Here is a 24,502-nt window from a genome sequence, read left to right as displayed (position 1 = left end):
GCCGACTCGCGCCCCCGGCCGGCTGCCGGGGGCGTGAGGGCGAGTACAATCGCGCCATGGCTAAAAACAAACTCCTGATCGGCTTTCACGCCGTCACCGCACGCCTGCGCCAAGATGCCAAGGGCGTGACCGATGTCTATATCGAATCCGCGCGCCGCGACCGGCGCATGCAGGACTTCGTGCGCCTGGCCGAAAGCCTGGGCGTGCGCCTGCATCCGGTCGATGCCGAGCGCCTGCGCGGCATGGCCGGCACCGACCGCCACCAGGGCGTGGTGGCACGTGCCGAAGACGTGGCGCTGGCGCTGAACCTGGATGAACTGCTCGACGGCATCGAAGGCACGCCGCTGCTGCTGGTGCTGGACGGCGTCACCGACCCCCACAACCTGGGCGCCTGCCTGCGCGTGGCCGACGGCGCCGGCGCGCATGCCGTGATCGCCCCCAAGGACCGCAGCGTCGGCCTCAATGCCACCGTGGCCAAGGTCGCCAGCGGCGCCGCCGAGACTGTGCCCTATATCACCGTCACCAACCTGGCCCGCACCCTGCGTGAACTGCAGGAACGCGGCATCTGGGTCATCGGCACCGCCGACGGCACCGAAAAGTCGCTGTATGACATCGACTTCAAGGGCCCGACCGCGATCGTGATGGGCGCCGAAGGCGAGGGCATGCGCCGCCTGACGCGCGAGACCTGCGACGAGCTGGTCGGCATCCCGATGGCGGGTGGCGTGGAAAGCCTGAACGTCTCGGTCGCCAGCGGCGTATGCCTGTACGAAGCCGTGCGCCAGCGGCGCCTGCCGCGATAAGTCCATGGCCGCTGATTCCGGTCTCCTTGACATGCCGGGGCTTGAGGAAGCACGCCGGCTGATCGCGGCCGCCGGCAACATCCTCGTGCTGACCGGCGCCGGCATTTCCGCCGAATCCGGCGTGCCGACCTTCCGCGACGCGATGACGGGGCTGTGGGAACAGTTCGACCCGGAAGAGCTGGCCAGCGAGGACGCCTACCGCCGCCAGCCGGCGCTGGTCTGGGAGTGGTACCTGCACCGGCGCGAGCTGGTCGCAGCCGTGCATCCCAACCCGGCGCACCATGCGCTGGTCGCGCTGGCTGCGCAGAAACCTTTTACGCTGGTCACGCAGAACGTGGACGGCCTGCACCAGCGCGCCGGCAGCGCGGGCGTGATCGAGCTGCATGGGAACCTGTTCGCCAACAAATGGCTGGACGGGTGCGGACGCTGCAACGAGGCGACCGCGCTGCCCGGCATGCCGCCGCGCTGCAACCTGTGCGGCGCGCTGATGCGTCCGGGCGTGGTGTGGTTCGGTGAGGACCTGCCGCGCGTGGCGCGCTACCGCGCCGAGCATGCGGCGCAGAACTGCGACCTGTGCCTGGTGGTCGGCACCTCGGGGCTGGTCTATCCGGCGGCGGGGCTGCCGGGCCTGGCGCGCGAGCATGGCGCGCCGGTGATCGTGGTCAATCCGCAGCCGTCGGCGCTGGACCAGACCGCGGATATCGTGCTGTCCGCCGCGGCGGGGGCATGTCTGCCATTGCTGTGGCCGCAGCCGGCACCCTCGGCCGGCTGAGCCTGGATCCGGGCGTTGCCGCCCGGACCATCCTTACTTCGCAATCTCGCCGATCAGCTTCTCCAGCTTGACCGCATCCGCCGCAAACAGGCGGATGCCTTCGGCCAGCTTCTCGGTCGCCATCGCATCCTCATTCAACTGCCAGCGGAAGGCCGGCTCGTCGGCCGCGATGCGGGCGATATTGGCGGCCTGGGCCTGGTCCACCGACAGCTTGTGCGCCACCGGGCCCTGGCCGGCGGCCAGCTGCTCGAGCAGCTCGGGGCTGATGGTCAGCAGGTCGCAGCCGGCCAGCGACAGGATCTGCGCGGTGCTGCGGAAGCTGGCGCCCATCACCTCGGTCGGGTAGCCGAACTTCTTGTAGTAGTCGTAGATCTGGCGCACCGAGCGCACGCCGGGGTCGTTGTCGCCGCCATTGGCGGCCGCGTCCCATTGCTCGCCGGCCTGCTTCTTGTACCAGTCGAAGATGCGGCCGACGAAGGGCGAGATCAGCTGCGCGCCGGCCTCGGCGCACGCCACCGCCTGCACCAGCGAGAACAGCAGCGTCATGTTGCAGCGGATGCCGTCGCGCTGCAGGATCTCGGCCGCGCGGATGCCTTCCCAGGTGGAGGCAATCTTGATCAGCACGCGCTCGCGCGCAATGCCGCGCTGCTCGTACAGCTGGATCAGGTGGCGCGCCTTGGCCACGCTGGCCTCGGTGTCGAAGGACAGGCGCGCATCGACTTCGGTCGAGACGCGGCCCGGCACGATCGCCAGGATCTCGCAGCCGAAGGCGATCAGCACTTCGTCCATCACCGCATCGACGCCGCCGTTGCCGTGGTGGTCCTGTACCGCCTTCTCCAGCAGGTGCCGGTATTCGGGCTTTTGCACGGCCTTCAGGATCAGCGACGGATTGGTGGTCGCGTCTTGCGGGGTGTACTGCTTCATCAGCTGGAAGTCGCCGGTATCGGCCACTACCGTGGTGAATTGCCTGAGTTGTTCGAGCTGGTTCATGGTCGCTTGGTCGTCTGCTTGAGCGTCTGCAAAATCGGTCGCGGGCATCAGGGGTGCGCGTACGGCACCCGGTCCGGTCCATTGTACCGTCGCCCGCGTGACCTGCCGCCGCAATCCGCTACACTACGCGTTTCCCCCAACGCAATCTGGCTGTTGTCATGACTCAGGATGAACTCAAGACGCTGGTCGCGCAAGCTGCCGCCGACTACGTGAAGCAGGAAGTGCCCGAAGGGGCAGTGCTCGGGGTGGGCACTGGCTCCACCGCCAATCTCTTCATTGACGCCGTGGCGGCATTCAAGGAGCGCTTCGCCGGTGCGGTGTCGAGCTCCGAGGCCTCCACGCGCCGCCTGCAGCAGCACGGCTTCAAGGTGCTGGACCTGAACGAAGTCGACGAGATCCCGGTGTATGTCGACGGCGCCGACGAGATCGACGCCAGCGGCGCCATGATCAAGGGCGGTGGCGGGGCGCTCACGCGCGAGAAGATCGTGGCTTCGGTCGCGAAGCGCTTTGTCTGCATCGCCGATGGCAGCAAGCTGGTCCAGACCATGGGCACCTTCCCGCTGCCGGTCGAGGTGATTCCGATGGCACGTGCCGCGGTGGCGCGCAAGCTGCAGGCCCTGGGTGGCCAGCCGCGCCTGCGCATGGCCAAGGAAGGCGGCATCTACAAGACCGACAACGGCAATGTGATCCTGGACGTGGTCGGCCTGAAGATCGACGATCCGCGCGGCCTGGAGCAGGCCGTCAACCAGGTGTCGGGCGTAGTCACGGTGGGCCTGTTCGCGCTGCGCGGCGCGGATGTGCTGCTGCTGGGCACCGGCGACGGCGTGCAGCGCACTGACTACTGAGCAAAGCCGTCCGCTGCCAAGCAAAAAGGGGTGCCTGAGGCACCCCTTTTGTCATTGGCCGGTCCGGTTCAGGACTGCGGCGGCACGTAGCCCTGGGCCTGGTCGGCGCCTTCGCCGAAGAAGTACTTCTCGGTCTGCTTGAGCAGGTACTGGCGCGCGCGCGCATCGGCCATGTTCAGGCGGTTTTCGTTGATCAGCATGGTCTGGTGCTTGAGCCAGCCAGCCCAGGCTTCCTTCGACACGCTTTGCCAGATCTTCTTGCCCAGTTCGCCGGGCAGCGGCGGGAAGTCGAGGCCTTCGGCTTCCTTGTTCAGCTTGATGCATTGGACCATGCGGGCCATGGGGACTCCTTGGTATGTTCGTTAGAGCTTCGGCGCTGGCGCTATTGTAGCCAAGCGGGGCACCGGGCCGCGGCGCTGCGGCGATTGCCCCTACGGCTTCAGAGCTTTTTCATCAGCACCATGGACTTGCGCTGCCAGTTGTAGAGCTTGCGCTTGTCCTCGGGCAGGTCGTCGACGTTGGCGTGGACGAAACCGCGCTTCAGGAACCAGTGTTCGGTCCGGGTGGTGAGCACGAACAGCTTCTCCAGGCCGAGCGCGCGGGCGCGGCGCTCGATGCGCTTGAGCAGGCGCTCGCCGTCGCCGGTGCCCTGGGCTTCCTGCGATACCGTCAGGCAGGCCATCTCGCCCATGTTCTCGCGCGGGTAGTCGTAGAGCGCCGCGCAGCCGAACAGGACGCCATCGTGCTCGATCACCGAGAAGTTGGAGATATCGCGCTCGATCAGGTGGCGTCCGCGCGGCACCAGCGTGCCATCCTGCTCCAGCGGGGCGATCAGCTGGACGATGCCGCCGACATCGTCGAGCGTGGCTTCGCGCAGGCTTTCCAGGTCGGTGTCTGACAGCATAGTGCCGACGCCGTCGTGCAGGAACAGTTCCAGCAGCACCGCGCCGTCGAGCGAATAGGGGATCAGGTGCGCACGCGGCACGCCGCCCTTGAGCGCCTTGACCAGGTGCTGCAGGTAGTTGGCCACGTCCGGCGGCAGGTGGTTGTTCTGCAGGCGCTCCACCGCCGTGCGCAGCGACATTTCCTGCATCATCTTGCCGACCGGGTCGGGCACGCCCGGCACCTCGGTGATGAAGATCAGCTTGTCGGCCTTGAGCGCCGTCGCGGTGGCGCTGGCCACGTCTTCCATCGACAGGTTGAAGGCCTGGCCGGTGGGCGAGAAGCCCAGCGGCGACAGCAGCACCACCTTGCCGTGCGACAGCGACATGCGCACGGACTCGGCGTCGATCTTGCGCACCAGGCCGGTGTGCTGGTAGTCGGTGCCATTGACGATGCCGACCGGGCGGGCAGTCACGAAGTTGCCGGAGATCACCGACAGCTGGGCGCCGGCCATCGGCGTATTGGGCAGGCCCTGGCTGAAGGCGGCCTCGATGTCCAGGCGCAATTCGCCGGCGGCTTCCTTGGCGCATTCGAGCGCGGCGTTGTCGGTGACGCGCACGCCATCGACGAACTGTGACTCGACATGGCGCAGCGCCAGCTGTTCTTCCACCTGCGGGCGCGAGCCATGCACCAGCACGATCTGCATGCCCATGGCGTGCAGCAGGGCGACGTCGTTGACCAGCGCATTGAGCACGCCCGACTTGACCAGTTCGCCGGCGAAGGCGATCACAAAGGTCTTGCCGCGGAAGGCATGGATATACGGCGCCACCATGCGCAGCCAGTCGACGAACTGCTGGTGGTCGGGGCCGCTGCGCTCGGGCTCGGCCGCCGTGGGCGCCGGGGTGGCGGGCACGGGAGAGGCCGGGGCAGGCGCGGGGAGTTCAGCCGCGGGCGGCTCCGCCGGCACGGGGGCGGCGGGTGAGGAGGCAGGCGCCGTCTGCGGCGCGTCGGTTCTGGCGTTCATCCCGCGGATTATAATCCCGGCCAATGTCAGAACAACGCCCCGTCAAGCCTAAACCACCCGCCGCGCCGCGCCAGCGCGCCGGTGCCGCTCAGCCAGCCTCCCCAACCCAGCCCCGGCCGGCCCCAGGCCCGGCCAGGAAGCCGGACGTCCGTGCGCAGCCAGCCGCTGCCCGGCCGGCCGGTGAAGCCGGGCAGCGCCCGCCACGCGGTCCCCGCGAGGCGCGTGCGCCGCGTACGCCAAGGCCGGTCAACCCGCTGCCGCCCATCACCTTTCCGGAGGCCCTGCCGGTCTCCGGCCGCCGCGACGAGATCGCAGCGGCGCTGCTGGCCAATCAGGTGGTGATCGTCTCGGGCGAGACCGGCTCGGGCAAGACCACCCAGCTGCCCAAGATCTGCCTGTCGATCGGGCGCGGCCCGGGGCGCGAGGGTGGGGGGCTGATCGGCCACACCCAGCCGCGGCGCATCGCCGCCACCTCGACCGCCAAACGCATCGCGCAGGAGATCGGCACGCCGCTGGGCGAGCACGTGGGCTACCAGGTGCGTTTCAACGACACCATGTCGTCGGGGGCGTCGGTCAAGCTGATGACCGACGGCATCCTGCTGGCCGAGACTCAGAACGATCCGCTGCTGCGCGCCTACGACACGCTGATCATCGATGAGGCGCACGAGCGCAGCCTGAACATCGACTTCCTGATCGGCTACCTGCGCCAGATCCTGCCGAAGCGCCCGGACCTGAAGGTGATCATCACCTCGGCCACCATCGATGCCCAGCGCTTTGCCCAGCATTTCGCCTCGGGCGACAAGCCGGCGCCGGTGATCGAGGTCAGCGGCCGCCTGTACCCGGTGGAAGTGCGCTACCGCCCGATCACCGAGGACGTGCCCGCGGGCGCGCCGCGCAGCCCGCAGGCGCGCGAGCGCGACCTGTACGACGGCATTGTCGAGGCGGTCGACGAGCTGTGCCGCGTCGGCCCCGGCGATGTGCTGGTGTTCCTGCCCGGCGAGCGCGAGATCCGCGAAGCCGCCGAGGCGCTGCGCAAGCACCACCCGCCGCATACCGAGATCCTGCCGCTGTTTGCGCGGCTGTCGGTGCAGGAGCAGGAGCGGGTGTTCAAGCCGTCCAACGCGCGGCGCATCGTGCTGGCGACCAACGTCGCCGAAACCTCGCTGACGGTGCCGGGCATCCGCTACGTGGTCGATACCGGGCTGGCGCGGGTCAAGCGCTACTCGTACCGCAACAAGGTCGAGCAACTGCAGGTCGAGTCGATCTCGCAGGCCGCTGCCAACCAGCGCGCCGGCCGTTGCGGCCGGGTTGCCAACGGCGTGTGCATCCGGCTGTATGAGGAGTCCGATTTCGCCGGCCGGCCGCGCTTTACCGACCCCGAGATCCTGCGCTCGTCGCTGGCCGCTGTGATCCTGCGCATGAAGGCGCTGCGGCTGACCGAGATCGAGTCGTTCCCGTTTATCGAGCCGCCGCTGGGCCGCGCCGTTGCCGACGGCTACCAGCTGCTGCAGGAACTGGGCGCGGTCGACGACGCCAACCAACTTACCGGCACCGGGCGCCAGCTGGCCAAGCTGCCGCTGGACCCGCGCGTAGCGCGCATGATCCTGGCCGCGCGCGAGCATCACTGCCTGCGCGAGGTGCTGGTCATCGCCAGCGCGCTGTCGGTGCAGGACCCGCGCGACCGCCCGCAGGAGGCGCAGGAAGCCGCCGACCAGGCGCATCGCAAGTTCATGGACGAGAAGTCCGAGTTCCTGGGCTGGGTCAAGCTGTGGAAGTGGTTCGAGGACGCGGTCGCGCACAAGAAGTCCAACCGCCAGCTGCAGGACCAGTGCCGCGCCCACTTCCTGTCGCACCTGCGGCTGCGCGAGTGGCGCGACGTGCATTCGCAACTGCTGACCACGGTGACCGAGCAGGGCTGGCGCCTGAACGACAGCGAGCCCACCTATGAGCAGGTGCACAAGGCGCTGCTGACCGGCCTGCTGGGCAATGTCGGCTGCCGCATCGAGGATGGCGACGGCAAGGGCCGCGAATACCTGGGCGCGCGCGGCATCAAGTTCCACCTGTGGCCGGGCTCGCTGATCGCGCGCAAGGTCGGGCGCTGGATTGTCGCGGCCGAGCTGGTCGAGACCAGCCGGCTGTTCGCGCGCACGCTGGCGCGCATCGAGCCGGAATGGCTGGAGCAGGTGGGCCGTCACCTGCTCAAGGTCAGCTGGAGCGATCCGCACTGGGAAAAGAAGGCGGGCCAGGTGCTGGCGCTGGAGCGCGCCACGCTGTACGGGCTGGTGGTCTACCAGCACCGGCGCGTGCACTACGGCCCGATGAACCGGCAGGAAGCGCGCGAGATCTTTATCCGCCGTGCACTGGTCGAGGGCGAGTTCGACACGCGCCTGCCGTTCTATGCGCACAACCAGCGCCTGGTGCGCGAGATCGAGAACCTGGAGCACAAGTCTCGCCGCCAGGACGTGCTGGTCGACGACGAACTGATCTACGCCTTCTACGATCGCGCGATTCCCGCCGACATCTGCCAGCAGGCCAGCTTCGAGCAGTGGTACCAGGCAGACAGCGGCAAGGACCGCAAGCTGCTGTACCTGAACCGCGACGAGCTGATGCGGCACGAGGCGGCCGGCATCACCACCGACCTGTTCCCCAAGGCCATGAACGTGGCCGGGGTGGACATGGGACTGACCTACCACTTCGAGCCAGGCAGCCACCGCGACGGCGTGACCCTGACCGTGCCGCTGTACGCACTCAACCAGGTGCGCCAGGAGCGCGCCGACTGGCTGGTGCCGGGCATGATCAAGGAGAAGGTGCACCTGCTGCTCAAGTCGCTGCCGCAGAAGCTGCGCCGCCACTGCGTGCCGCTGCCGGAATATGCCGCGGGCTTTGTCGCGCGCCAGCCGCTTGGCGAGGGCGAGCTGCTGGACATGCTGATCGCCGATATCCGCGAGCAGACCGGCACCATGGTCAAGCGCGCCGACTTCAAGCTGGAAACGCTGCCCGCGCACCATACGATGAACTTCAAGGTGGTCGACGAGCACGGCCGCCAGCTTGAGATGGGCCGCAACCTGGCCCAGTTGCGTGCCGAGCTGGGCGGGCAGGCGCAGCAGTCGTTCCAGCGGGTGGCCGCGCAAGCCGCGGCACAGGCGGCAACCCAGTCCCCGGAGCAGGCGGCGCCGCTGGCCGCGGCCGAGCCCGGCAAGTACGAGGGCCTGACCGGGTGGAGCTTCGGTGAGCTGCCCGAGCTGCTGGAGATCCGCAAGGGCAGCCAGACCCTGTTCGGCTACCCCGCGCTGGTCGACCGCTGCACGCACTGCGACGTGGAAGTCTTCGACGACCCGCAGGAAGCCGCCCGCGTCCACCACCTGGGCTTGCGCCGGCTGTTTGCGCTGCAGCTGCGCGAGCAGGTCAAGTTCATCGAGAAGAACATCCCGGGCCTGCAGCAGATGGCGATGCAGTACATGACGCTGGGCACGCAGGAGATGCTGCGCGAACAGATCGTGATGCTGGCGCTGGAGCGTGCCTGCATGCAGGCGCCGCTGCCGCGCAACGAGGCCGAGTTCAATGCGCGCAAGGACGAGGGCCGCACCCGGCTGTCGCTGCTGGCGCAGGAGATCGCGCGGCTGGTGGGGACCATCCTGGCCGAATACGCCGGGCTGCCGCGCAAGCTGCTGCAGGCCAAGCCGTTCGCCGGGCCTCATGCGGACATGGAAGCGCAGCTCGGGCGGCTGATGGGCAAGCGCTTTGTCGGCGAGACCCCGTACACGCAGCTGGTCCATTTCCCGCGCTACCTGAAGGGCATCGCCATGCGCGTGGACAAGCTCAAGGGCGACCCGGCGCGCGACACCCAGCGCACGCAGGAGATGGCGCCGCTGGTGCAGCAGTGGCAGCGGGCCGAAAAGCAGCTGCGCACCCAGGGCCGCGGCGGCGAGGACGCGCGGCTGGAGGAATTCCGCTGGATGCTGGAGGAGCTGCGCATCGCGCTGTTCGCCCAGGAGCTGCGCACACCGGTGCCGATGTCGGTCAAGCGGCTGCAGAAAGTGTGGGAATCGATGCAGCGCTGAGCGCCGGCGCGGGGCGCAATGCCGGGGCGAACCGCAAATGGTCGCTCCGGCGCAACAATCTGCCAAAATCTTGATCGGGATCGGCCGCGGCGTCAGCGGATTTTCGTGCTCAACCGTTAGAATCGCCGGTTCAGTCTTCTTCTGGCGGGTCTTATGTTTGCGCTGCGGTTCGCATTGCGTCGTGTTGTAGCTGGTGGTTTCACGGTGGGCGCCCTGGCGCTGGGCCTGCTGGCCGCACCGGCATCGGCAGAAGTGGTGGTGATACTGAATTCAGGTGATGCAACCGTCACGCTGATCGACAAGGATACGCAGAAGGTGCTGGAGACCTTCCCGATCGGCAAGGAACCGCACCACCTGATCGCAACGCCGGACGACAAGTCGCTGATCGTTGCCAACGCGGTCGGCAACGACCTGGTGTTCCTGGACCCGGTCTCGGGCAAGGTCCAGCAGCGCGTGCCCAATGTCGACGACCCGTACCAGATCGGCTTCTCGCCGGACCAGAAGTGGTTTGTCGCCACCGGCAACCGGCTCGACCGTGTCGACCTCTACCGCTGGGACGGCAAGGCGCTGAAGCTGGCCAAGCAGTTCCCGCTGGCCAAGACCCCCAGCCATATCGCCTTTACCGCCGACAGCCGCATCGCCTTCATCACGCTGCAGGACTCCAATGAGGTGGCGGCTATCGACCTGGTCACGCAGAACGTGATGTGGCGCATGGAAACCGGCTCGGCGCCGGCGGGCATCTGGGTCACGCCGGACCAGAAATACCTGCTGGTCGGCATGACCGGGGCTGATTACGTGGCCGTGATCGACTGGCGCACGCGCACGGTGGTCAAGCAGATCCAGACCGGCAAGGGCGCGCACAACTTCCGCGCGGTCGGCGACAAGCGCCACCTGTTCCTCAGCAACCGGGTCACGAGCAGCATCAGCATCATCGACCAGCAGACGCTGACCAAGGTCGGCGACATCACCGGCCTGCCGCCGGGCCCGGACGACATGGAGCTGACCGCCGACGGCAAGACGCTGTGGGTCACCTTCCGCTGGGCGCGCTCGGTCGGCCTGGTCGACGTGGCCAGCCGCAAGCTGGTCAAGACCGTGCGCGTTGGGCGCTCGCCGCACGGCATCTATTTCCGCACGCGCGCGCCGCTGTATTGACCGGGCAGGGCAGGGACCATGGATGACACCAGGGCATCGCGATCCGGACGGCTGGGCAGGCTGCTGGCTGCGCTGGCGCTTGCCTGCGGCCTGCCATCTGCGCTGCAGGCGGCTGACGCGCCCAAGCCTGCCGCCAAGGCGTGCCCGGCCGGCACGCTTTACCTGACCTTCGACACAGGCAGCATGAGCCAGGCGCAGCTGATCGCCGATACGCTGCGCCGCCACCATATCCGCGCCACGTTCTTCCTGGCCAATGAGCCGACCGTGCGCCAGGACAGTTCGCTGGACCCATCCTGGGCGCCGTACTGGAAGTCGCTGGTGGCCGACGGCCACGCCTTTGGCACGCATACCTTCGACCATGTCTACCTGCGCAGCGTGCGCGCCGGGCATGTGACCATGCGGCCGCAGTTCGGCGCGCAGGCGGGCAAGGACATGGCCATGGATGCGGCCGGATTCTGCCAGGAGCTGCGGCGCAGCGCCGACGCCTTCCACGGCATGACCGGCGCCGCCATGGTGCCGCTGTGGCGCGCTCCGGGCGGGCGCACCGCGCCGCAGACGGTGCAATGGGCCGAGCAGTGCGGCTTCCGCCACGTCGGCTGGGCGCCGGCCGGGTTCCTGGGCGACGAGCTGTCGTCCGACCGCTATCCCAACGCGGCACTGCTGGAACGCGCGCTGGCCAACCTGCGCGACGGCGATATCACCATGGCGCACCTGGGCATCTGGTCGCGCAAGGATCCGTGGGCGCCCGGCGTGCTGGAGCCGCTGCTCGCCGGCCTTGAGCGCAAGGGATTCTGTTTCGCGACGCTGCGCGAGCACCCGGCCTACCGCGACTGGATCGCCAGGCCGCAGCCAGTCGGGCAAAAGGAGGGCAGGCGCTGATGTGGGAGACGCTGAACGGCTGGATCGGCCAGGTCGAGGGCACGCTGTTCCAGGACGTGGTGCTGCCCGTGGTCTACGACCTCGGGTTTGGCCGCTATGCCGAGGAAGCCTTCACCGGCACCGAGTGGCTGCTGGTGGGCCTGGTGCAGATCGTGGTGATGGCATTGATCCTGGGGCCGCTGGAGAAATGGCGCCCGGTCGAGCCGGTATCCGACCGCGCCGGCATCCGCACCGATATCTTCTACACGGTGATCCACCGGCTCGGGCTGTTCCGGCTGGCCATGTTCTTCCTGCTCGCGCCGCTGACCGACGCCCTGGAAGGCGACCTGCGGCTGATGGGCTGGCACCGCATCAATGTGGAAGACTGGTGGCCGGGCGTGACCTCGGTGCCGCTGGTCAGCTTCTTTGTCTACCTGCTGCTGTTCGACTTCCTCGACTACTGGTACCACCGGCTGTCGCATTCGTTCCGCTGGTGGTGGCATCTGCATGCGGTGCACCACAGCCAGCGCCAGATGACGCTGTGGAGCGACAACCGCAACCACCTGCTGGACGACATGCTGCGCGATCTGGTGTTCGCGCTGGTGGCGCTGGGCGTGGGCGTGGAGCCGTCGCAGTACGTGCTGCTGGTGGCGTTGTCGCAGTTGCTGCAGAGCCTGCAGCATGCCAACGTGCGGCTGCACTTCGGCGCCATCGGCGAGCGGCTGCTGATCTCGCCGCGCTTTCACCGCACCCACCACGCCGTGGGCATCGGCCATGAGGCCGACGGCGCACCGGCCAAGCTGGGCGGCTGCAACTACGGCGTGATCTTCCCGTGGTGGGACATGCTGCTCGGCACCGCGGTCTTCACCGAGACCTACCATCCGACCGGCATCCGCGACCAGCTGCCGCCGCCGCTGGGCAAGGGCCACGACTACGGCGCGGGCTTCCTGGCGCACCAGTGGTACGGCATCAAGCGGCTGCTGCGGCTGCGCTGAAACGGCGGGTCTGGAGGCAGTCCTCCACCCGCGGCGCAACACGGCGCGCCGCGGCGGCAAGCGGCGTATGCTAGTGTTCCGGGTTGCCGCCGGTCCGGCCCAGTCGGACTTCTGCCGCGCCCGGCGCCTTTCCTCCTGTTTGCCTTCGACTGCATGAACGATATCTTCCGCTCGTTTGGCCGCGCGCTGGTCAGCCAGCTGCATCCCCGCATGCTGATGCTGACCGTGCTGCCTTTCGTCCTGGCCACGCTGCTGTGGGGCGGTCTGCTCTGGTGGGGCTGGGACCCCATCATGGGCGCCACGCGCAGCTTCCTGGAAACCTCCATCCTGACCAGCTGGATCTACAGTGCGCTCGACTGGTTCGGCCTGCAATCGATGCGCACCATCGTGGCGCCGCTGTTCGTGGCGGCGCTGGCGATCCCGCTGGTGATTGCCTCGATGCTGATGTTTATCGGCGTGTTCTCGGTGCCGGCGGTGGTGCGCCACCTGGAGCGCAGCTACCCGGACCTGGCCAAGGCCCATGGCGGCAGCATCCTGGGCAGCGTGCTCCAGTCGCTGGGCAGCACGCTGGTGTTCCTGGTGCTGGTGCTGGTGACGCTGCCGCTATGGCTGATCCCGCCGTTCTTTGCGCTGATCCCGCCGGTGCTGTGGGGCTGGCTGACCTACCGCGTGATGACGTATGACGCGCTCGCCGACCACGCCAGCGCCGAAGAGCGCAAGACGCTGGTGCGCCGCCACCGCACGCCGCTGCTGGTGATCGGGGTGGCGGTGGGGCTGCTGGGCTCGGCGCCGACGCTGCTGTGGGTGTCGTCGGCGGCGGTGATCTTCCTGTTTCCGTTCGTGCTGGCCGGCACGCTGTGGCTGTATGTGCTGATCTTTATTTTCTCGGCGCTGTGGTTCGGCCACTTCTGCCTGCGCGCTCTGGCGCAGTTGCGGGCCGAGCGCGCGGCGGTGCCGGCCCAGCCGCCGGTGCCTCAGCCGGACCAGCCGGCGCTTGACGGCGACGTCATCGACCTGGCGCCGAGCGACGTGCGCCGCATCGAAAACTCCTGAAGCGAGGGCAATATGGGTTTTGGCCTGATCGTCATTGGCGACGAGATCCTGTCGGGGCGGCGTGAAGACAAGCATCTGCGCCGCACCATCGAACTGCTGGGCGCGCGCGGCCTGGCGCTGGACTGGGCCGAATACGTCGGCGATGACCGCGCCCGCATCACCGCCACGCTGCGGCGCACGCTGGCCGGCCCGGACGTGGTGTTCTGCACCGGCGGCATCGGCGCCACGCCGGACGATCACACCCGCCAGTGCGCGGCCGCCGCGCTGGGCGTGCCGCTGGTGCTGCATCCCGACGCGCGCGAGCTGATTGCGCTGCGTATTGCCGAGACCGCCGGCGGCGACCCGGTCAAAGCCGACCTGAACCAGCCGGAAAACCAGCACCGCTTCAAAATGGGTGAGTTCCCCGAGGGCGCGCGCATCATCCCCAACAGCTACAACCGCATCCCGGGCTTTTCGGTCGGTCACCACCACTTCATGCCGGGTTTCCCGGTGATGGCATGGCCGATGATGGAATGGGTGCTGGACCACGACTATGCGCACCTGTTCCACCAGGTGCAGCAGCAGGAGCGGGCCTTCTACGTGTTCGAGGCGCCAGAGTCCACGCTGACGCCGCTGATGGAGACGGTCGAAGCGGCGCATCCGGGCATCCGTGTGTTCAGCCTGCCGTCGGTCGGCGACGTGCAGCGCGGCGACCGCTTCGCGCGCCGCCATATCGACCTGGGGGTCAAGGGCCCGGCCGACCTGCTGACGCCGGCCTATGCGATGCTGCTCGCAGGCGTGCAGGCGATGGGGTTCGAGACCGTGGAGCAGCCGCCGCGCGAAGCGGCGCAGGCTTAAGGCGGCACGGGTCGCAAAAAGAAGAAGGGGCAGCCTTGGCTGCCCCTTCTCTCATCCTGGCCCGACCGCGATCAGGCGCCGTGCCACGGCAGTCCGCGCACGCACCAGCCTTCAACAGTCTTGCGGTGGTGGTGGTCGTCGCGGTTGCCCTCGAAGCCTTCCAGCACATCCATGGCGAAGTGGTAGCCGGCTTCGGTGGCCACGCGCGCGGCGTGCTTGGAGCGCGCCGCGCTGCGGCACAGGAACAGCACCGGCACGTCGGCCGGCACGCGTGCCCTCAGCTCTTCGACGAAGCGGGCATTCTGCGCACCGCCCGGATAGGACATCCATTCGACATGGGCGAACTGCGCGTCCGGCACGTCAACGCCGCCGACCCAGTCCAGCTCGGCCTGGGTGCGCACATCGACCAGCACGGCGGAAGGATCGTTCTGCAGCAGCGCAAAGGCTTCCTGCGGCGACAGCGCGCCGAAATACGGGAGCTGGTTCTGTTGTTGGCGCTGGCGGGCGGCCTGGAGGAGATCGTCTCGGGTGGTCATCTGCGTGACAAATTTGAGGAATGGAATTGGGGGCGGCAAAGCCGCAACACACTATTCTATAGCGCCGGGCCGATTCGAAACCTCATTGCCGGCTGCTGGGGCGTCTGATGACTATTTTTGGTGCAAATGCACTGCTTCAGTGCGGTACCTTGCTGGATGCACCATTGTGGTGTTTCATTAGGGGGCGCTACGTCGGAATGCGTGTAACCGGTGCGCCACTCGGCAGTGGAGCCGCTGCTTTCCTTACGCCGCCGCGGTGCGCGGTTCGCCGACGTTGCACATTTTTCGGGCTGCCGGTGGCGGTGGGGCGTTTGCATGGCACGCTTTCTGCTAACATTCCTCGTCCTTTCGTGGCTGGTCGGGACGGCGCGGCAGAGCATGCATCGGCGCCGGTGACGACAGGCCCAAGAATTGGCTTTCTCAGACTTCCGCCGAATATCCAGGAGATTGGCATGGCCCACAGCGTTGCAGACGTGATGAAGCTGGTGAAGGAAAACGACGTCAAGTTCGTCGATTTCCGTTTCACCGATACCAAAGGCAAGGAGCAACACGTGTCCGTGCCCGTGTCGCACTTCGATGAAGACAAGTTCGAAAGCGGCCACGCCTTCGACGGTTCGTCGATCGCCGGCTGGAAGGGTATCGAAGCTTCGGACATGCTGCTGATGCCGGATTCGAACACCGCCCACATCGACCCGTTCTACGAAGAACCGACGCTGGTGCTGTCCTGCGACGTGGTCGAGCCGTCGGACGGCAAGGGCTATGACCGCGACCCGCGTTCCATCGCCAAGCGCGCCGAAGCCTACCTGAAGAGCACCGGCCTGGGCGACACCGCCTTCTTTGGCCCGGAACCCGAGTTCTTCATCTTCGACGGCGTGACCTGGAACGTCGACATGCAAGGCTGCTTCGTGAAGATCCACTCCGAAGAAGCCCCGTGGTCGTCGGCCAAGGAATTCGAGCATGGCAACAGCGGCCACCGTCCGGGCAAGAAGGGCGGCTACTTCCCGGTCGCCCCGATCGACACCTTCCAGGACATGCGTTCGGAAATGTGCCTGATCCTGGAATCGCTGGGCATCCCCGTTGAAGTCCACCACCACGAAGTGGCTGGCCAGGGCCAGAACGAAATCGGCACCCGTTTCAGCACGCTGGTGCAGCGCGCCGACTGGACCCAGATGCAGAAGTACGTGATCCAGAACGTCGCCCACACCTACGGCAAGACCGCCACCTTCATGCCGAAGCCGATCGTCGGCGACAACGGTTCGGGCATGCACGTGCACCAGTCCGTGTGGAAGGACGGCCAGAACCTGTTCGCGGGCAACGGCTACGCCGGCCTGTCGGAATTCGCGCTGTACTACATCGGCGGCATCATCAAGCACGCCCGCGCCCTGAACGCCATCACCAACCCGGGCACGAACTCGTACAAGCGCCTGGTGCCGGGCTTCGAAGCTCCGGTGAAGCTGGCCTACTCGGCCCGCAACCGCTCGGCTTCGATCCGCATCCCGTACGTGGCCAACCCGAAGGGCCGCCGCATCGAGACCCGCTTCCCGGATCCGCTGATGAACCCGTACCTGGGCTTCTCGGCGCTGCTGATGGCCGGCCTGGACGGCGTGATGAACAAGATCCACCCGGGCGAAGCTGCCGACAAGAACCTGTACGACCTGCCGCCGGAAGAGGATGCAAAGATCCCGACCGTGTGCTCGAGCCTGGACCAGGCGCTGGAGTACCTGGACAACGACCGCGAGTTCCTGACCCGCGGCGGCGTGTTCTCGAACTCGATGATCGATGCCTACATCGAACTGAAGATGGAAGAAGTCACGCGTTTCCGCATGACCACGCACCCGGTCGAGTTCGAAATGTACTACTCGCTGTAAGCGGCCCTTGCCCGGGAATGACACAGGTTGTGACCGGGCAACAGTTGCACCAGAAAGGGGCGGCTTCGGCTGTCCCTTTTTGCTTTGCTCGCTAGAATGGGGAATCGTGTTCCCACCCCCGTTCAAACCTAACGCCATGTTCATGGACGCCTCTTCACGCACGGCCTGCCGGACCCTGACCTTGCCCCGCTCTCTGCACCAATTTCGTCTCGGATTCCCTGTTCTGGTGAGTGCCGTGGCGCTGACGCTGGGCGCATGGGCCGGGCAGTCTGCCGCGCAGTCCTCGGACGTCTATGTCTGCACCGGGCCCAATGGCGTGCCCGAGTATCGCAATGGCAACGCCGGCAAGGGCTGCAAGAAGCTGAAACTGCCGGAGGTGGTGACGGTTCCGGGCGGGCGCATCGCTGCGCCGGCCAAGGGCGCTGGCAGCACCGCCGGCGCGGCGGCTGGAGGCACCAGCTTCCCGCGCGTGGACAGCGCCACGCAAAAGAGCCGCGACGGCGAGCGCCGCGCGGTGCTCGCGCAGGAGCTGCAGGCCGAAGAGGCCAAGCTGCAGGCGCTGCGCGCCGAGTACAACAACGGCCAGCCGGAGCGCCAGGGCAATGAGCGCAACTATCAGAAATACCTCGACCGCACCGCAGCGCTGCGCGACGACATCGCCCGCAGCGAGGCCAATGCGGCGTCGCTGCGGCGCGAGCTTGGCAATTTGAAGGACTAGTCTTATGCGTCGCCTGATTCGCGGAGTGTCGCGCAAGGCCGGCGGTGCCGACGGCGCCCGTGGCGAATCGCCGGCGGCTGACGCGGCGCCGGCCGAAGGCAGCGCCCAGGTGCTGACCATGGGCGCCGTGGCGTTCCATGCCGGCCTGGACGTAGTGGCCAACCCGGTGCTGCTGGTGCAGCAGCCGGGGCTGCGCGTGGTCTTTGCGAACCCGGCGGCTGAAGCCACCTTCGGCGTGTCGCGCAAGGGCATGGTGGAGCTGACGCTGCCTGACCTGTTCGGGCGTTCCGACGAGCTGCACAGCATGATCGACACCGTGGTCACGCGGCAGTTCGACGTGCGCCGGCAGGACCTGATCCTGCACCCGCCGCTGCAGGAGCCGGCCCATGTGCACGTGGTGATCTCCGCGCTGGAAGCGGTGGGCGACACCGTGGTGGTGGAAATCCTGCCCAATGAACAGAAGGTGCGCAGCGAACGCGAAGAGCGCATCCTGGACCTGACCTCGGCCAACAAGGAACTGATCCGCAACCTGGCCCACGAGATCAAGAACCCGCTGGGCGGCATCCGCGGCGCGGCGCAGCTGCTGGAGTTCGAGCTGCCGGAGCGCTCGCTGCGCGAATACACGCAGGTCATCATCAAGGAATCGGACCGGCTGCAGACGCTGGTGGACCGGCTGCTGGAGCCGCACCGGCATCCGCATATCGTGTCCAGCCTGAATATCCATGAAGTGCTGGAGCGCGTGCGCTCGGTGGTGCTGGCGGAGTTTCCCAACGGGCTGGAGATCGTGCGCGACTACGACGCCAGCCTGCCCGAGCTGCAGGGCGACATGGAGCAACTGATCCAGGCCGTGCTCAACATCGTGCACAACGCCGCGCAGGCGCTGGCCGACCGCATGGCGCGCGGCGATGCGCAGATCGTGCTGCGCACGCGCGTGGCGCGCCAGGTCACGATTGCCAAGCGCTTGTTCAAGCTGGCATTGGACTTGCATGTCATCGACAACGGCCCGGGAATTCCCGAAGACATCCGCGAACGCATCTTCTATCCGCTGGTATCGGGCAGGGATGGCGGCAGCGGACTCGGTCTCACACTCGCTCAAACCTTCGTGCAGCAGCACGAGGGCTTGATCGAATGCGAGAGCAGGCCGGGCTGTACCGACTTCCGCATCCTGCTGCCGCTGCACTAGCTTTTGCCGGCGTCCGCGAGCGATGGTGCATCCGCCGTGGCCGGGCATGCGGAAGACCAAATGACACCGAGCAGACAAGCGACGCACATGAAGCCGATCTGGATAGTCGACGACGATCAATCAATCCGCTGGGTCCTGGAAAAGGCCCTGGCCCGTGAAAGCCTGCTCTCGCGCAGCTTCACCAATGTGCGGGATGCGCTGGCCGCGCTGGAAGAAGACCAGCCCCAGGTGCTGATATCGGATATCCGCATGCCCGGCGGATCGGGCCTGGACCTGCTGCAGGCCATCAAGGCCCGGCATCCGGGCCTGCCGGTCATCGTGATGACGGCCTACTCGGACCTGGACAGCGCCGTGGCCGCGTTCCAGGGCGGCGCCTTCGAATACCTGGCCAAGCCCTTCGATGTCGACAAGGCGGTCGAGCTGATCCGCCGCGCGCTCGAAGAAAGCCTGCGTGAGGAAGAGCTGGACGACCGCCTCGTCGATGCGCCCGAGATCCTCGGCCAGGCGCCGGCGATGCAGGACGTGTTCCGTGCCATCGGCCGGCTCTCGCAGTCCAACGTGACGGTGATGATCACCGGCGAGTCCGGCACCGGCAAGGAGCTGGTCGCACGCGCGCTGCACAAGCACAGCCCGCGCGCCAACGGGCCCTTTATCGCGCTCAATACCGCAGCCATCCCCAAGGACCTGCTCGAATCCGAACTGTTCGGCCATGAGCGCGGCGCCTTCACCGGTGCGCAGACCATGCGGCGCGGCCGCTTCGAGCAGGCCGAGGGCGGCACGCTGTTCCTCGACGAAATCGGCGACATGCCGTTCGACCTGCAGACGCGCCTGCTGCGCGTGCTGTCCGATGGCAACTTCTATCGTGTCGGCGGCCACAACCCCTTGCGCGCCAATGTGCGCGTGATTGCCGCCACCCACCAGAACCTGGAGCTGCGCGTCAAGGAAGGGCTGTTCCGCGAGGACTTGTTCCACCGCCTGAACGTGATCCGGCTGCGCCTGCCGCCGCTGCGCGAACGCCCGGAGGACATCACGCTGCTGGCGCGTCATTTCCTGCAGAAGAGCGCCAAGGAACTGGGCGTCGAGCCCAAGCGCATGTCCGACGAAGCGCTGGCCTATGTCAGCACGCTGCCGTTCCCCGGCAACGTGCGCCAGCTGGAGAACCTGTGCAACTGGCTGACCGTGATGGCGCCGGCCCAGACCATCGAGGTCAAGGACCTGCCACGCGAGATGCTGGAAGCCGGCACCAGCGAGCCGGTCAATGCGCCGCGGCCCGAGCGCGTTGCCGAAGCGCGTGCGCCCGAGTATGAAAGCGCGCCTGACCTGGCCGACTACGGCGGGTATGCGACGCCGGTGGCAGAGGCCGACACGGCCACCGCAGTCCGGCCCGCGTCCGTGGCGACGGTGGTCCCGGCCCTGGCCCCGGCCGGCTGGGAAAGCCTGCTCGCCGGCGAGGCACGGGCAATGCTCGAAGCCGGCCAGCCGGAGGTCATGGATGTGCTGACGCGCCGCTTCGAGAAGGCGGTGCTGGAGGCCGCGCTGGGTGTCACGCGCGGGCGCCGCGTCGAGGCGGCGACCCGGCTCGGGATCGGGCGCAATACCATCACGCGCAAGCTGCAGGAGCTTGGGTTCGACTGAGCCAGGGCAGGGCGGGTGACAAGAAAAACCGGCCGGGACTTTCCCGGCCGGTTTTTTTGTTATGCGTGGGGTATTCAGCCGTGCGCTTCGACCAGCCGCTGCGCCATCTCGGCAAAGCCCTCGCCACCGGCCGCTGCGGTGATATAGGCCGGCGGCACCGGCAGCTGCGGCAGGATGTCGCGCACATTGGCCACGCCAACCGACAGCGGAAAGTGGGCGAACATGCTGGCATCGTTGGCCGAATCGCCGATAAACAGCCATTCGTCGCGGCGCGCGTCCACGTCTTCGCCCAGCAGTTCGGCCACGCACAGCCTGCTCATCGACAGCTTGTCGTGCAGGCCGAACCAGCCGTTGACATGGATCGAGCTGACCGTGGCGGTCATGCCGGCCTCGCGCATGATGGCGGCGATGCGGGCCACGGCGTCTGCAGGCAACGGCGCGACGTCCTCGGCATGGTCGATGGCCAGGTCGGCGGCATGCCAGGCCTGGTCCGAGGCCAGCGCGCAGCCCGGCACTTCGCGCACGATGTGCTGGCCCAGCGCTTCGATGCGCGCCAGGTTGCGCGCGCGCGTGGCGGCATCGTCCAGGAAGCGGGTCTGCAGGCGGCCGTTGTGCAGGTGCGAGTAGAACGCACCGTTCTCGCCGATGATGGCGTCGACCGGCCACAGCCGGGTCAGGATCTCGGCCCAGGCGATGCAGCGCCCGGTGACCGGGATCACGTGCAGGCCCGCGCGGCGCAACCCGTCGAGCGCCAGGTAGGTCGAGGCCGGCAGCCGCCCGTCGGTGGTCAGGGTGCCGTCGATGTCGGTCAGCACGCCGCGCACGCGCTGCAGCACGGAATTAGAGAGCTTATTCAGGGATTGCATGGCGGGCCATTGTAACCGCGGATCTGGCGGCAATTTCCCTTATTGCACTGCAAAAGGCATCGTACTGGCCATACTGGTGAATCTGCTGATTTGCTAGCGCAGGTGCGACAGGCGTAACATGCCGCTGTCACAAAAAAATCACATACTGTCGGATTTTCGCCGGAACAGACAGACCAAAGGAGAGCCACCGATGTCCTTTTCCCGTACCGTGCTCAAACTCGCAGCGCTGGCAGCCCTGACCGGGGCCGGCAGCGCCCACGCCGCCGTTGAAATCCAGTGGTGGCACGCCATGCAGGGGGCCCTGAACGACAAGGTGAACGAGATCGCCAACAAGTTCAACGCCAGCCAGTCCGAATACAAGGTGGTGCCGGTCAACAAGGGCAACTACGACGAAACCATGGCCGCGGGCATTGCGGCCTTCCGCGCCGGCGGCTCGCCCGCCATCCTGCAGGTGTTTGAAGTGGGCACCGCCACCATGATGAGCGCCAAGGGCGCGATCAAGCCGGTGTCGGCGGTGATGAAGGACGCCGGCGAGAAGTTCGACCAGAAGGCCTATATCCCGGCGGTGGCGGGCTACTACACCTCGTCCAAGGGCGAGATGCTGTCGTTCCCGTTCAACAGCTCGACCACGGTGTTCTACTACAACAAGGACGCCTTCAAGAAGGCCGGCCTGGATCCGGAAAAACCGCCCAAGACCTGGCCCGAGGTGATGCAGTACTCGGCCAAGCTCAAGGCCTCGGGCACCAACTGCGCCTACACCACCGACTGGCAGGGCTGGGTCCACCTGGAGAGCTTCTCGGCCTGGCACAACACGCTGTATGCGACCAAGAACAACGGCTTCGGCGGCACCGACACGCGCCTGGTCTTCAACAGCCCGCTGCACGTCAAGCACATCACCAACCTGCAGGACATGGTGAAGAAGGGCTATTTCAGCTACGGCGGGCGCAAGGCCGAGTCGCAGGCCAAGTTCTACAACGGCGAGTGCGCGATGTTCACCGGCTCGTCGGCATCGCTGGCCAATATCCGCAAGAACGCCAAGTTCGCGTTCGCGGTGGCACAGCTGCCGTACTACCCGGAGGTGCAGGGCGCCCCGCAGAACACCATCATCGGCGGCGCTTCGCTGTGGGTGATGGGCGGCAAGAAGCCCGACGAGTACAAGGGCGTGGCCAAGTTCTTCAATTTCCTGTCGCGCCCCGAGATCCAGTCTGACTGGCACCAGGCCACCGGCTACCTGCCGGTGACGATGGCCGCCTACGAGATGACGAAGAAATCGGGCTACTACGACAAGAACCCGGGTGCCGATGTGTCGGTGCAGCAGATGGTGGTCAAGACCACCGACAAGTCGCGCGGCGTGCGCCTGGGCAACATGGTGCAGATCCGCACCGTGGTGGACGAGGAACTGGAAGCCGTCTGGGCCGGCAAGAAGGAGCCCAAGGCGGCGCTGGACTCGGCCGTGGCCCGCGGCAATGATCTGCTGGAGCGCTTCCAGAAGACTGCCCGCGAGTAAGCCGGCATAGCCAGCAAGCTGATGTGACAAGCGGGCGGTGGCGAAACCTCCGCCCGCTTGCATTGTGGACGGCCCCTTCGGACCGATCGGGACTGTCCGCATCCGTACCTAGTCCGATGCCGCGACCCGCGGCATTCGCCGGAATCCGTTCATGGAAAAACGCGTCGTTTTCCGTTCGCCGTGGCTGCCGTATCTGCTGGTCTTGCCGCAGATCGCGATCACGCTGATCTTCTTTTTCCTGCCCGCCGGGCAGGCGCTGTACCAGTCGATGCTGCAGCAGGATGCCTTCGGCATCAACCTGGAGTTTGTCGGCCTGGACAACTTCCGCATGCTGTGGAACGACCCGCTGTACGTGGAGTCGTTCCAGACCACCGCCATCTTTGCCGTGGGCGTGACCGTGGTGGGCCTGACTACCGCGCTGCTGCTGGCCTATTTTGCCGACCGCATCATCCGCGGCGCCGTCGGCTACAAGACGCTGCTGATCTGGCCGTATGCGGTGGCGCCGGCCGTGGCCGGCGTGCTGTGGATGTTCATGTTCAACCCGACGCTGGGCGTGGTGTCCTATGCGCTGCGCAAGCTCGGCGTGGAATGGAACTTCCTGCTCAATGGCGACCAGGCATTGCTGCTGGTGGTGCTGGCCGCCGCCTGGAAGCAGATCAGCTACAACTTCCTGTTCTTCCTGGCGGGTCTGCAGAGCATCCCGCGCTCGCTGATCGAGGCCGCCGCGATCGACGGCGCCGGCCCATGGCGCCGCTTCTGGTCGATCATGTTCCCGCTACTGTCGCCGACCACCTTCTTCCTGATGGTGATCAACGTGGTCTACGCGTTCTTCGATACCTTCGCGATCATCGACGCGGTCACCCACGGCGGCCCGTTCAATTCGACCAACACGCTGGTCTACAAGGTCTTCCATGATGGCTTCCGCGGCATGGACATCGGGGGCTCGGCCGCGCAGTCGGTGGTGCTGATGGTGATCGTGATCGCGCTGACCGTGGTGCAGTTCCGCTATGTTGAACGCAAGGTCCAGTACTGACGGAGACAGCACATGGTAGAACGTCGCCCCTTCCTTGATTTCCTGAGCCACGCGGTGCTGATCCTGGGCATCGTGATCGTGGTGTTCCCGGTGTACCTGACCTTCGTCGCGTCCACGCTGACCGCCGAAGAGGTGCTGGACGCGCCGATGACGCTGATCCCAGGCAGCCACCTGATCGAGAACTATCGCACCGTGCTGTTCCAGGGCGTGGGCGAGGCCGCATCGCCGGTCTCGACCATGATGAAGAACAGCCTGATCATGGCGCTGGGCATTGCGCTGGGCAAGATCGCGATCTCGATCATCTCGGCCTTTGCCATCGTCTATTTCAAGTTCCCGCTGCGCAAGACCTTCTTCTGGCTGATCTTCATCACGCTGATGCTGCCGGTCGAAGTGCGCATTCTGCCGACCTACAAGGTGGTGTCGGACCTCGGCATGCTCGACAGCTACTTTGGCCTGACGGTCCCGATCATCGCGTCGGCCACCGCCACCTTCCTGTTCCGCCAGTTCTTCCTGACCATTCCGGACGAGCTGGCCGAGGCCGCGCGCATCGACGGCGCCGGGCCGCTGCGATTCTTCTGGGACGTGGTGCTGCCGCTGTCGCGCACCAGCATCGCCGCGCTTTTCGTGATCCAGTTCATCTACGGCTGGAACCAGTACCTGTGGCCGCTGCTGATCACCACGCAGAAGTCGATGACGCCGGTGGTGGTGGGCGTGACGCAGATGATCTCGCGCTCGGGTGACGCGGCCACCGACTGGAACCTGGTGATGGCCACCGTGATGCTGGCGATGATCCCGCCGGCGGTGGTGGTGGTGCTGATGCAGAAGTGGTTCGTCAAGGGCCTGGTCGAAACGGAAAAATAAGGCGCGGTGGCCACGAGCCACGCGCA

General features: G+C 66.8%; 21 protein-coding genes. 16 read left to right on the top strand and 5 right to left on the bottom strand.

Annotation, left to right across the window (positions count from 1 at the left end; translation table 11 throughout):
• Positions 1-56: 56 nt before the first annotated feature.
• Together rlmB and AC3WLF_RS14785 are read left to right on the top strand one after the other, a co-directional pair.
• Positions 57-800: a 23S rRNA (guanosine(2251)-2'-O)-methyltransferase RlmB gene (gene rlmB, locus AC3WLF_RS14790; RefSeq protein ID WP_010809441.1), complete on the top strand. Its 744-nt coding sequence runs from the start codon at positions 57-59 to the stop codon at positions 798-800.
• Positions 801-804: 4 nt separating this feature from the next.
• Positions 805-1,572: an SIR2 family NAD-dependent protein deacylase gene (locus tag AC3WLF_RS14785; RefSeq protein WP_492357319.1), complete on the top strand. Its 768-nt coding sequence runs from the start codon at positions 805-807 to the stop codon at positions 1,570-1,572.
• Between the two features lie 33 nt (positions 1,573-1,605).
• Here AC3WLF_RS14785 and tal read toward each other — a convergent pair whose 3' ends face one another.
• Positions 1,606-2,562, bottom strand: a complete 957-nt coding sequence (gene tal / locus AC3WLF_RS14780; RefSeq protein WP_492319893.1) for a transaldolase — start codon at positions 2,560-2,562, stop codon at positions 1,606-1,608.
• Positions 2,563-2,720: 158 nt separating this feature from the next.
• Here tal and rpiA point away from each other — a divergent pair, with 158 nt between their 5' ends.
• A complete protein-coding gene (gene rpiA / locus AC3WLF_RS14775) occupies positions 2,721-3,407 on the top strand; it encodes a ribose-5-phosphate isomerase RpiA (RefSeq protein WP_492358431.1) in 687 nt (228 codons plus the stop codon).
• A gap of 68 nt (positions 3,408-3,475) precedes the next feature.
• On the opposite strand, the gene AC3WLF_RS14770 is transcribed toward rpiA, so the two are convergent.
• Positions 3,476-3,748, bottom strand: a complete 273-nt coding sequence (locus AC3WLF_RS14770) for an oxidative damage protection protein (protein WP_010809445.1) — start codon at positions 3,746-3,748, stop codon at positions 3,476-3,478.
• A 98-nt stretch (positions 3,749-3,846) separates the two neighbouring features.
• Positions 3,847-5,313, bottom strand: coding sequence for an amino-acid N-acetyltransferase (gene argA, locus AC3WLF_RS14765; protein WP_492319895.1), 1,467 nt, complete (start codon positions 5,311-5,313; stop codon positions 3,847-3,849).
• A 23-nt stretch (positions 5,314-5,336) separates the two neighbouring features.
• On the opposite strand from argA, the gene hrpA reads away from it, so the two are divergent.
• The 6 genes from hrpA to AC3WLF_RS14735 all read left to right on the top strand — a co-directional run bounded on the left by hrpA (position 5,337) and on the right by AC3WLF_RS14735 (position 14,269).
• Positions 5,337-9,374 (top strand): ATP-dependent RNA helicase HrpA, encoded by a 4,038-nt coding sequence (gene hrpA, locus AC3WLF_RS14760; protein ID WP_492358430.1) that lies wholly within the window; start codon positions 5,337-5,339, stop codon positions 9,372-9,374.
• A 153-nt stretch (positions 9,375-9,527) separates the two neighbouring features.
• Positions 9,528-10,526 carry a YVTN family beta-propeller repeat protein gene (locus AC3WLF_RS14755; protein ID WP_492319897.1) on the top strand — a complete coding sequence of 333 codons (999 nt, stop codon included), beginning with the start codon at positions 9,528-9,530 and terminating at the stop codon, positions 10,524-10,526.
• Positions 10,527-10,544: 18 nt separating this feature from the next.
• Complete coding sequence (locus AC3WLF_RS14750; RefSeq protein ID WP_492319898.1) at positions 10,545-11,405, top strand: polysaccharide deacetylase family protein; 861 nt, start codon at positions 10,545-10,547, stop codon at positions 11,403-11,405.
• Positions 11,405-12,379: a sterol desaturase family protein gene (locus AC3WLF_RS14745; protein ID WP_011615615.1), complete on the top strand. Its 975-nt coding sequence runs from the start codon at positions 11,405-11,407 to the stop codon at positions 12,377-12,379. The genes AC3WLF_RS14750 and AC3WLF_RS14745 overlap by 1 nt, the downstream gene beginning before the upstream one ends.
• Positions 12,380-12,532: 153 nt before the next feature.
• Entirely contained in the window at positions 12,533-13,432 is a 900-nt protein-coding gene (locus AC3WLF_RS14740) for an EI24 domain-containing protein (protein WP_492352272.1), read from the top strand.
• Positions 13,433-13,444: 12 nt separating this feature from the next.
• A complete protein-coding gene (locus AC3WLF_RS14735) occupies positions 13,445-14,269 on the top strand; it encodes a competence/damage-inducible protein A (RefSeq protein ID WP_492358429.1) in 825 nt (274 codons plus the stop codon).
• Positions 14,270-14,340: 71 nt separating this feature from the next.
• Here the strand turns inward: AC3WLF_RS14735 and AC3WLF_RS14730 are convergent, their stop codons facing one another.
• On the bottom strand, positions 14,341-14,805 hold the full coding sequence (locus tag AC3WLF_RS14730) for a rhodanese-like domain-containing protein (protein WP_010809453.1): 465 nt from the start codon (positions 14,803-14,805) through the stop codon (positions 14,341-14,343).
• Positions 14,806-15,257: 452 nt separating this feature from the next.
• Here AC3WLF_RS14730 and AC3WLF_RS14725 point away from each other — a divergent pair, with 452 nt between their 5' ends.
• The 4 genes from AC3WLF_RS14725 (at position 15,258) to ntrC (ending at position 20,209) form a co-directional block, all read left to right on the top strand.
• Positions 15,258-16,673 carry a 3-hydroxylaminophenol mutase gene (locus tag AC3WLF_RS14725; protein WP_010809454.1) on the top strand — a complete coding sequence of 472 codons (1,416 nt, stop codon included), beginning with the start codon at positions 15,258-15,260 and terminating at the stop codon, positions 16,671-16,673.
• Between the two features lie 142 nt (positions 16,674-16,815).
• Positions 16,816-17,391: a DUF4124 domain-containing protein gene (locus tag AC3WLF_RS14720; RefSeq protein ID WP_492319991.1), complete on the top strand. Its 576-nt coding sequence runs from the start codon at positions 16,816-16,818 to the stop codon at positions 17,389-17,391.
• A gap of 4 nt (positions 17,392-17,395) precedes the next feature.
• Positions 17,396-18,574, top strand: coding sequence for a nitrogen regulation protein NR(II) (glnL, locus tag AC3WLF_RS14715; protein ID WP_492319901.1), 1,179 nt, complete (start codon positions 17,396-17,398; stop codon positions 18,572-18,574).
• 87 nt (positions 18,575-18,661) lie between these two features.
• The gene (gene ntrC / locus AC3WLF_RS14710) at positions 18,662-20,209 is read left to right on the top strand and encodes a nitrogen regulation protein NR(I) (protein ID WP_492319902.1); all 1,548 of its coding nucleotides are present in this window, start codon (positions 18,662-18,664) and stop codon (positions 20,207-20,209) included.
• 74 nt (positions 20,210-20,283) lie between these two features.
• Here the strand turns inward: ntrC and AC3WLF_RS14705 are convergent, their stop codons facing one another.
• Complete coding sequence (locus AC3WLF_RS14705; RefSeq protein ID WP_492319903.1) at positions 20,284-21,075, bottom strand: HAD-IIB family hydrolase; 792 nt, start codon at positions 21,073-21,075, stop codon at positions 20,284-20,286.
• A 190-nt stretch (positions 21,076-21,265) separates the two neighbouring features.
• Here AC3WLF_RS14705 and ugpB point away from each other — a divergent pair, with 190 nt between their 5' ends.
• The 3 genes from ugpB to ugpE all read left to right on the top strand — a co-directional run bounded on the left by ugpB (position 21,266) and on the right by ugpE (position 24,476).
• Complete coding sequence (ugpB, locus tag AC3WLF_RS14700; RefSeq protein WP_492356945.1) at positions 21,266-22,582, top strand: sn-glycerol-3-phosphate ABC transporter substrate-binding protein UgpB; 1,317 nt, start codon at positions 21,266-21,268, stop codon at positions 22,580-22,582.
• Positions 22,583-22,733: 151 nt separating this feature from the next.
• Entirely contained in the window at positions 22,734-23,615 is an 882-nt protein-coding gene (gene ugpA, locus AC3WLF_RS14695) for a sn-glycerol-3-phosphate ABC transporter permease UgpA (RefSeq protein WP_010809460.1), read from the top strand.
• 12 nt (positions 23,616-23,627) lie between these two features.
• Complete coding sequence (gene ugpE / locus AC3WLF_RS14690; RefSeq protein ID WP_010809461.1) at positions 23,628-24,476, top strand: sn-glycerol-3-phosphate ABC transporter permease UgpE; 849 nt, start codon at positions 23,628-23,630, stop codon at positions 24,474-24,476.
• The last annotated feature ends 26 nt before the right edge of the window (positions 24,477-24,502 follow it).

This window comes from Cupriavidus sp. FW306-01-F10A, assembly GCF_058782785.1.
Note: the sequence above shows the minus strand (reverse complement) of the source record. Positions and strands in the feature narration are given on the sequence as shown.

Excerpts from the sequence above, each read along its gene's own strand:
- rlmB (WP_010809441.1), top strand. The coding sequence starts at position 57 with ATGGCTAAAAACAAACTCCTGATCGGCTTTCACGCCGTCACCGCACGC.
- AC3WLF_RS14785 (WP_492357319.1), top strand. The coding sequence starts at position 805 with ATGGCCGCTGATTCCGGTCTCCTTGACATGCCGGGGCTTGAGGAAGCA.
- tal (WP_492319893.1), bottom strand. The coding sequence starts at position 2,562 with ATGAACCAGCTCGAACAACTCAGGCAATTCACCACGGTAGTGGCCGAT.
- rpiA (WP_492358431.1), top strand. The coding sequence starts at position 2,721 with ATGACTCAGGATGAACTCAAGACGCTGGTCGCGCAAGCTGCCGCCGAC.
- AC3WLF_RS14770 (WP_010809445.1), bottom strand. The coding sequence starts at position 3,748 with ATGGCCCGCATGGTCCAATGCATCAAGCTGAACAAGGAAGCCGAAGGC.
- argA (WP_492319895.1), bottom strand. The coding sequence starts at position 5,313 with ATGAACGCCAGAACCGACGCGCCGCAGACGGCGCCTGCCTCCTCACCC.
- hrpA (WP_492358430.1), top strand. The coding sequence starts at position 5,337 with ATGTCAGAACAACGCCCCGTCAAGCCTAAACCACCCGCCGCGCCGCGC.
- AC3WLF_RS14755 (WP_492319897.1), top strand. The coding sequence starts at position 9,528 with ATGTTTGCGCTGCGGTTCGCATTGCGTCGTGTTGTAGCTGGTGGTTTC.
- AC3WLF_RS14750 (WP_492319898.1), top strand. The coding sequence starts at position 10,545 with ATGGATGACACCAGGGCATCGCGATCCGGACGGCTGGGCAGGCTGCTG.
- AC3WLF_RS14745 (WP_011615615.1), top strand. The coding sequence starts at position 11,405 with ATGTGGGAGACGCTGAACGGCTGGATCGGCCAGGTCGAGGGCACGCTG.
- AC3WLF_RS14740 (WP_492352272.1), top strand. The coding sequence starts at position 12,533 with ATGAACGATATCTTCCGCTCGTTTGGCCGCGCGCTGGTCAGCCAGCTG.
- AC3WLF_RS14735 (WP_492358429.1), top strand. The coding sequence starts at position 13,445 with ATGGGTTTTGGCCTGATCGTCATTGGCGACGAGATCCTGTCGGGGCGG.
- AC3WLF_RS14730 (WP_010809453.1), bottom strand. The coding sequence starts at position 14,805 with ATGACCACCCGAGACGATCTCCTCCAGGCCGCCCGCCAGCGCCAACAA.
- AC3WLF_RS14725 (WP_010809454.1), top strand. The coding sequence starts at position 15,258 with ATGGCCCACAGCGTTGCAGACGTGATGAAGCTGGTGAAGGAAAACGAC.
- AC3WLF_RS14720 (WP_492319991.1), top strand. The coding sequence starts at position 16,816 with ATGGACGCCTCTTCACGCACGGCCTGCCGGACCCTGACCTTGCCCCGC.
- glnL (WP_492319901.1), top strand. The coding sequence starts at position 17,396 with ATGCGTCGCCTGATTCGCGGAGTGTCGCGCAAGGCCGGCGGTGCCGAC.
- ntrC (WP_492319902.1), top strand. The coding sequence starts at position 18,662 with ATGAAGCCGATCTGGATAGTCGACGACGATCAATCAATCCGCTGGGTC.
- AC3WLF_RS14705 (WP_492319903.1), bottom strand. The coding sequence starts at position 21,075 with ATGCAATCCCTGAATAAGCTCTCTAATTCCGTGCTGCAGCGCGTGCGC.
- ugpB (WP_492356945.1), top strand. The coding sequence starts at position 21,266 with ATGTCCTTTTCCCGTACCGTGCTCAAACTCGCAGCGCTGGCAGCCCTG.
- ugpA (WP_010809460.1), top strand. The coding sequence starts at position 22,734 with ATGGAAAAACGCGTCGTTTTCCGTTCGCCGTGGCTGCCGTATCTGCTG.
- ugpE (WP_010809461.1), top strand. The coding sequence starts at position 23,628 with ATGGTAGAACGTCGCCCCTTCCTTGATTTCCTGAGCCACGCGGTGCTG.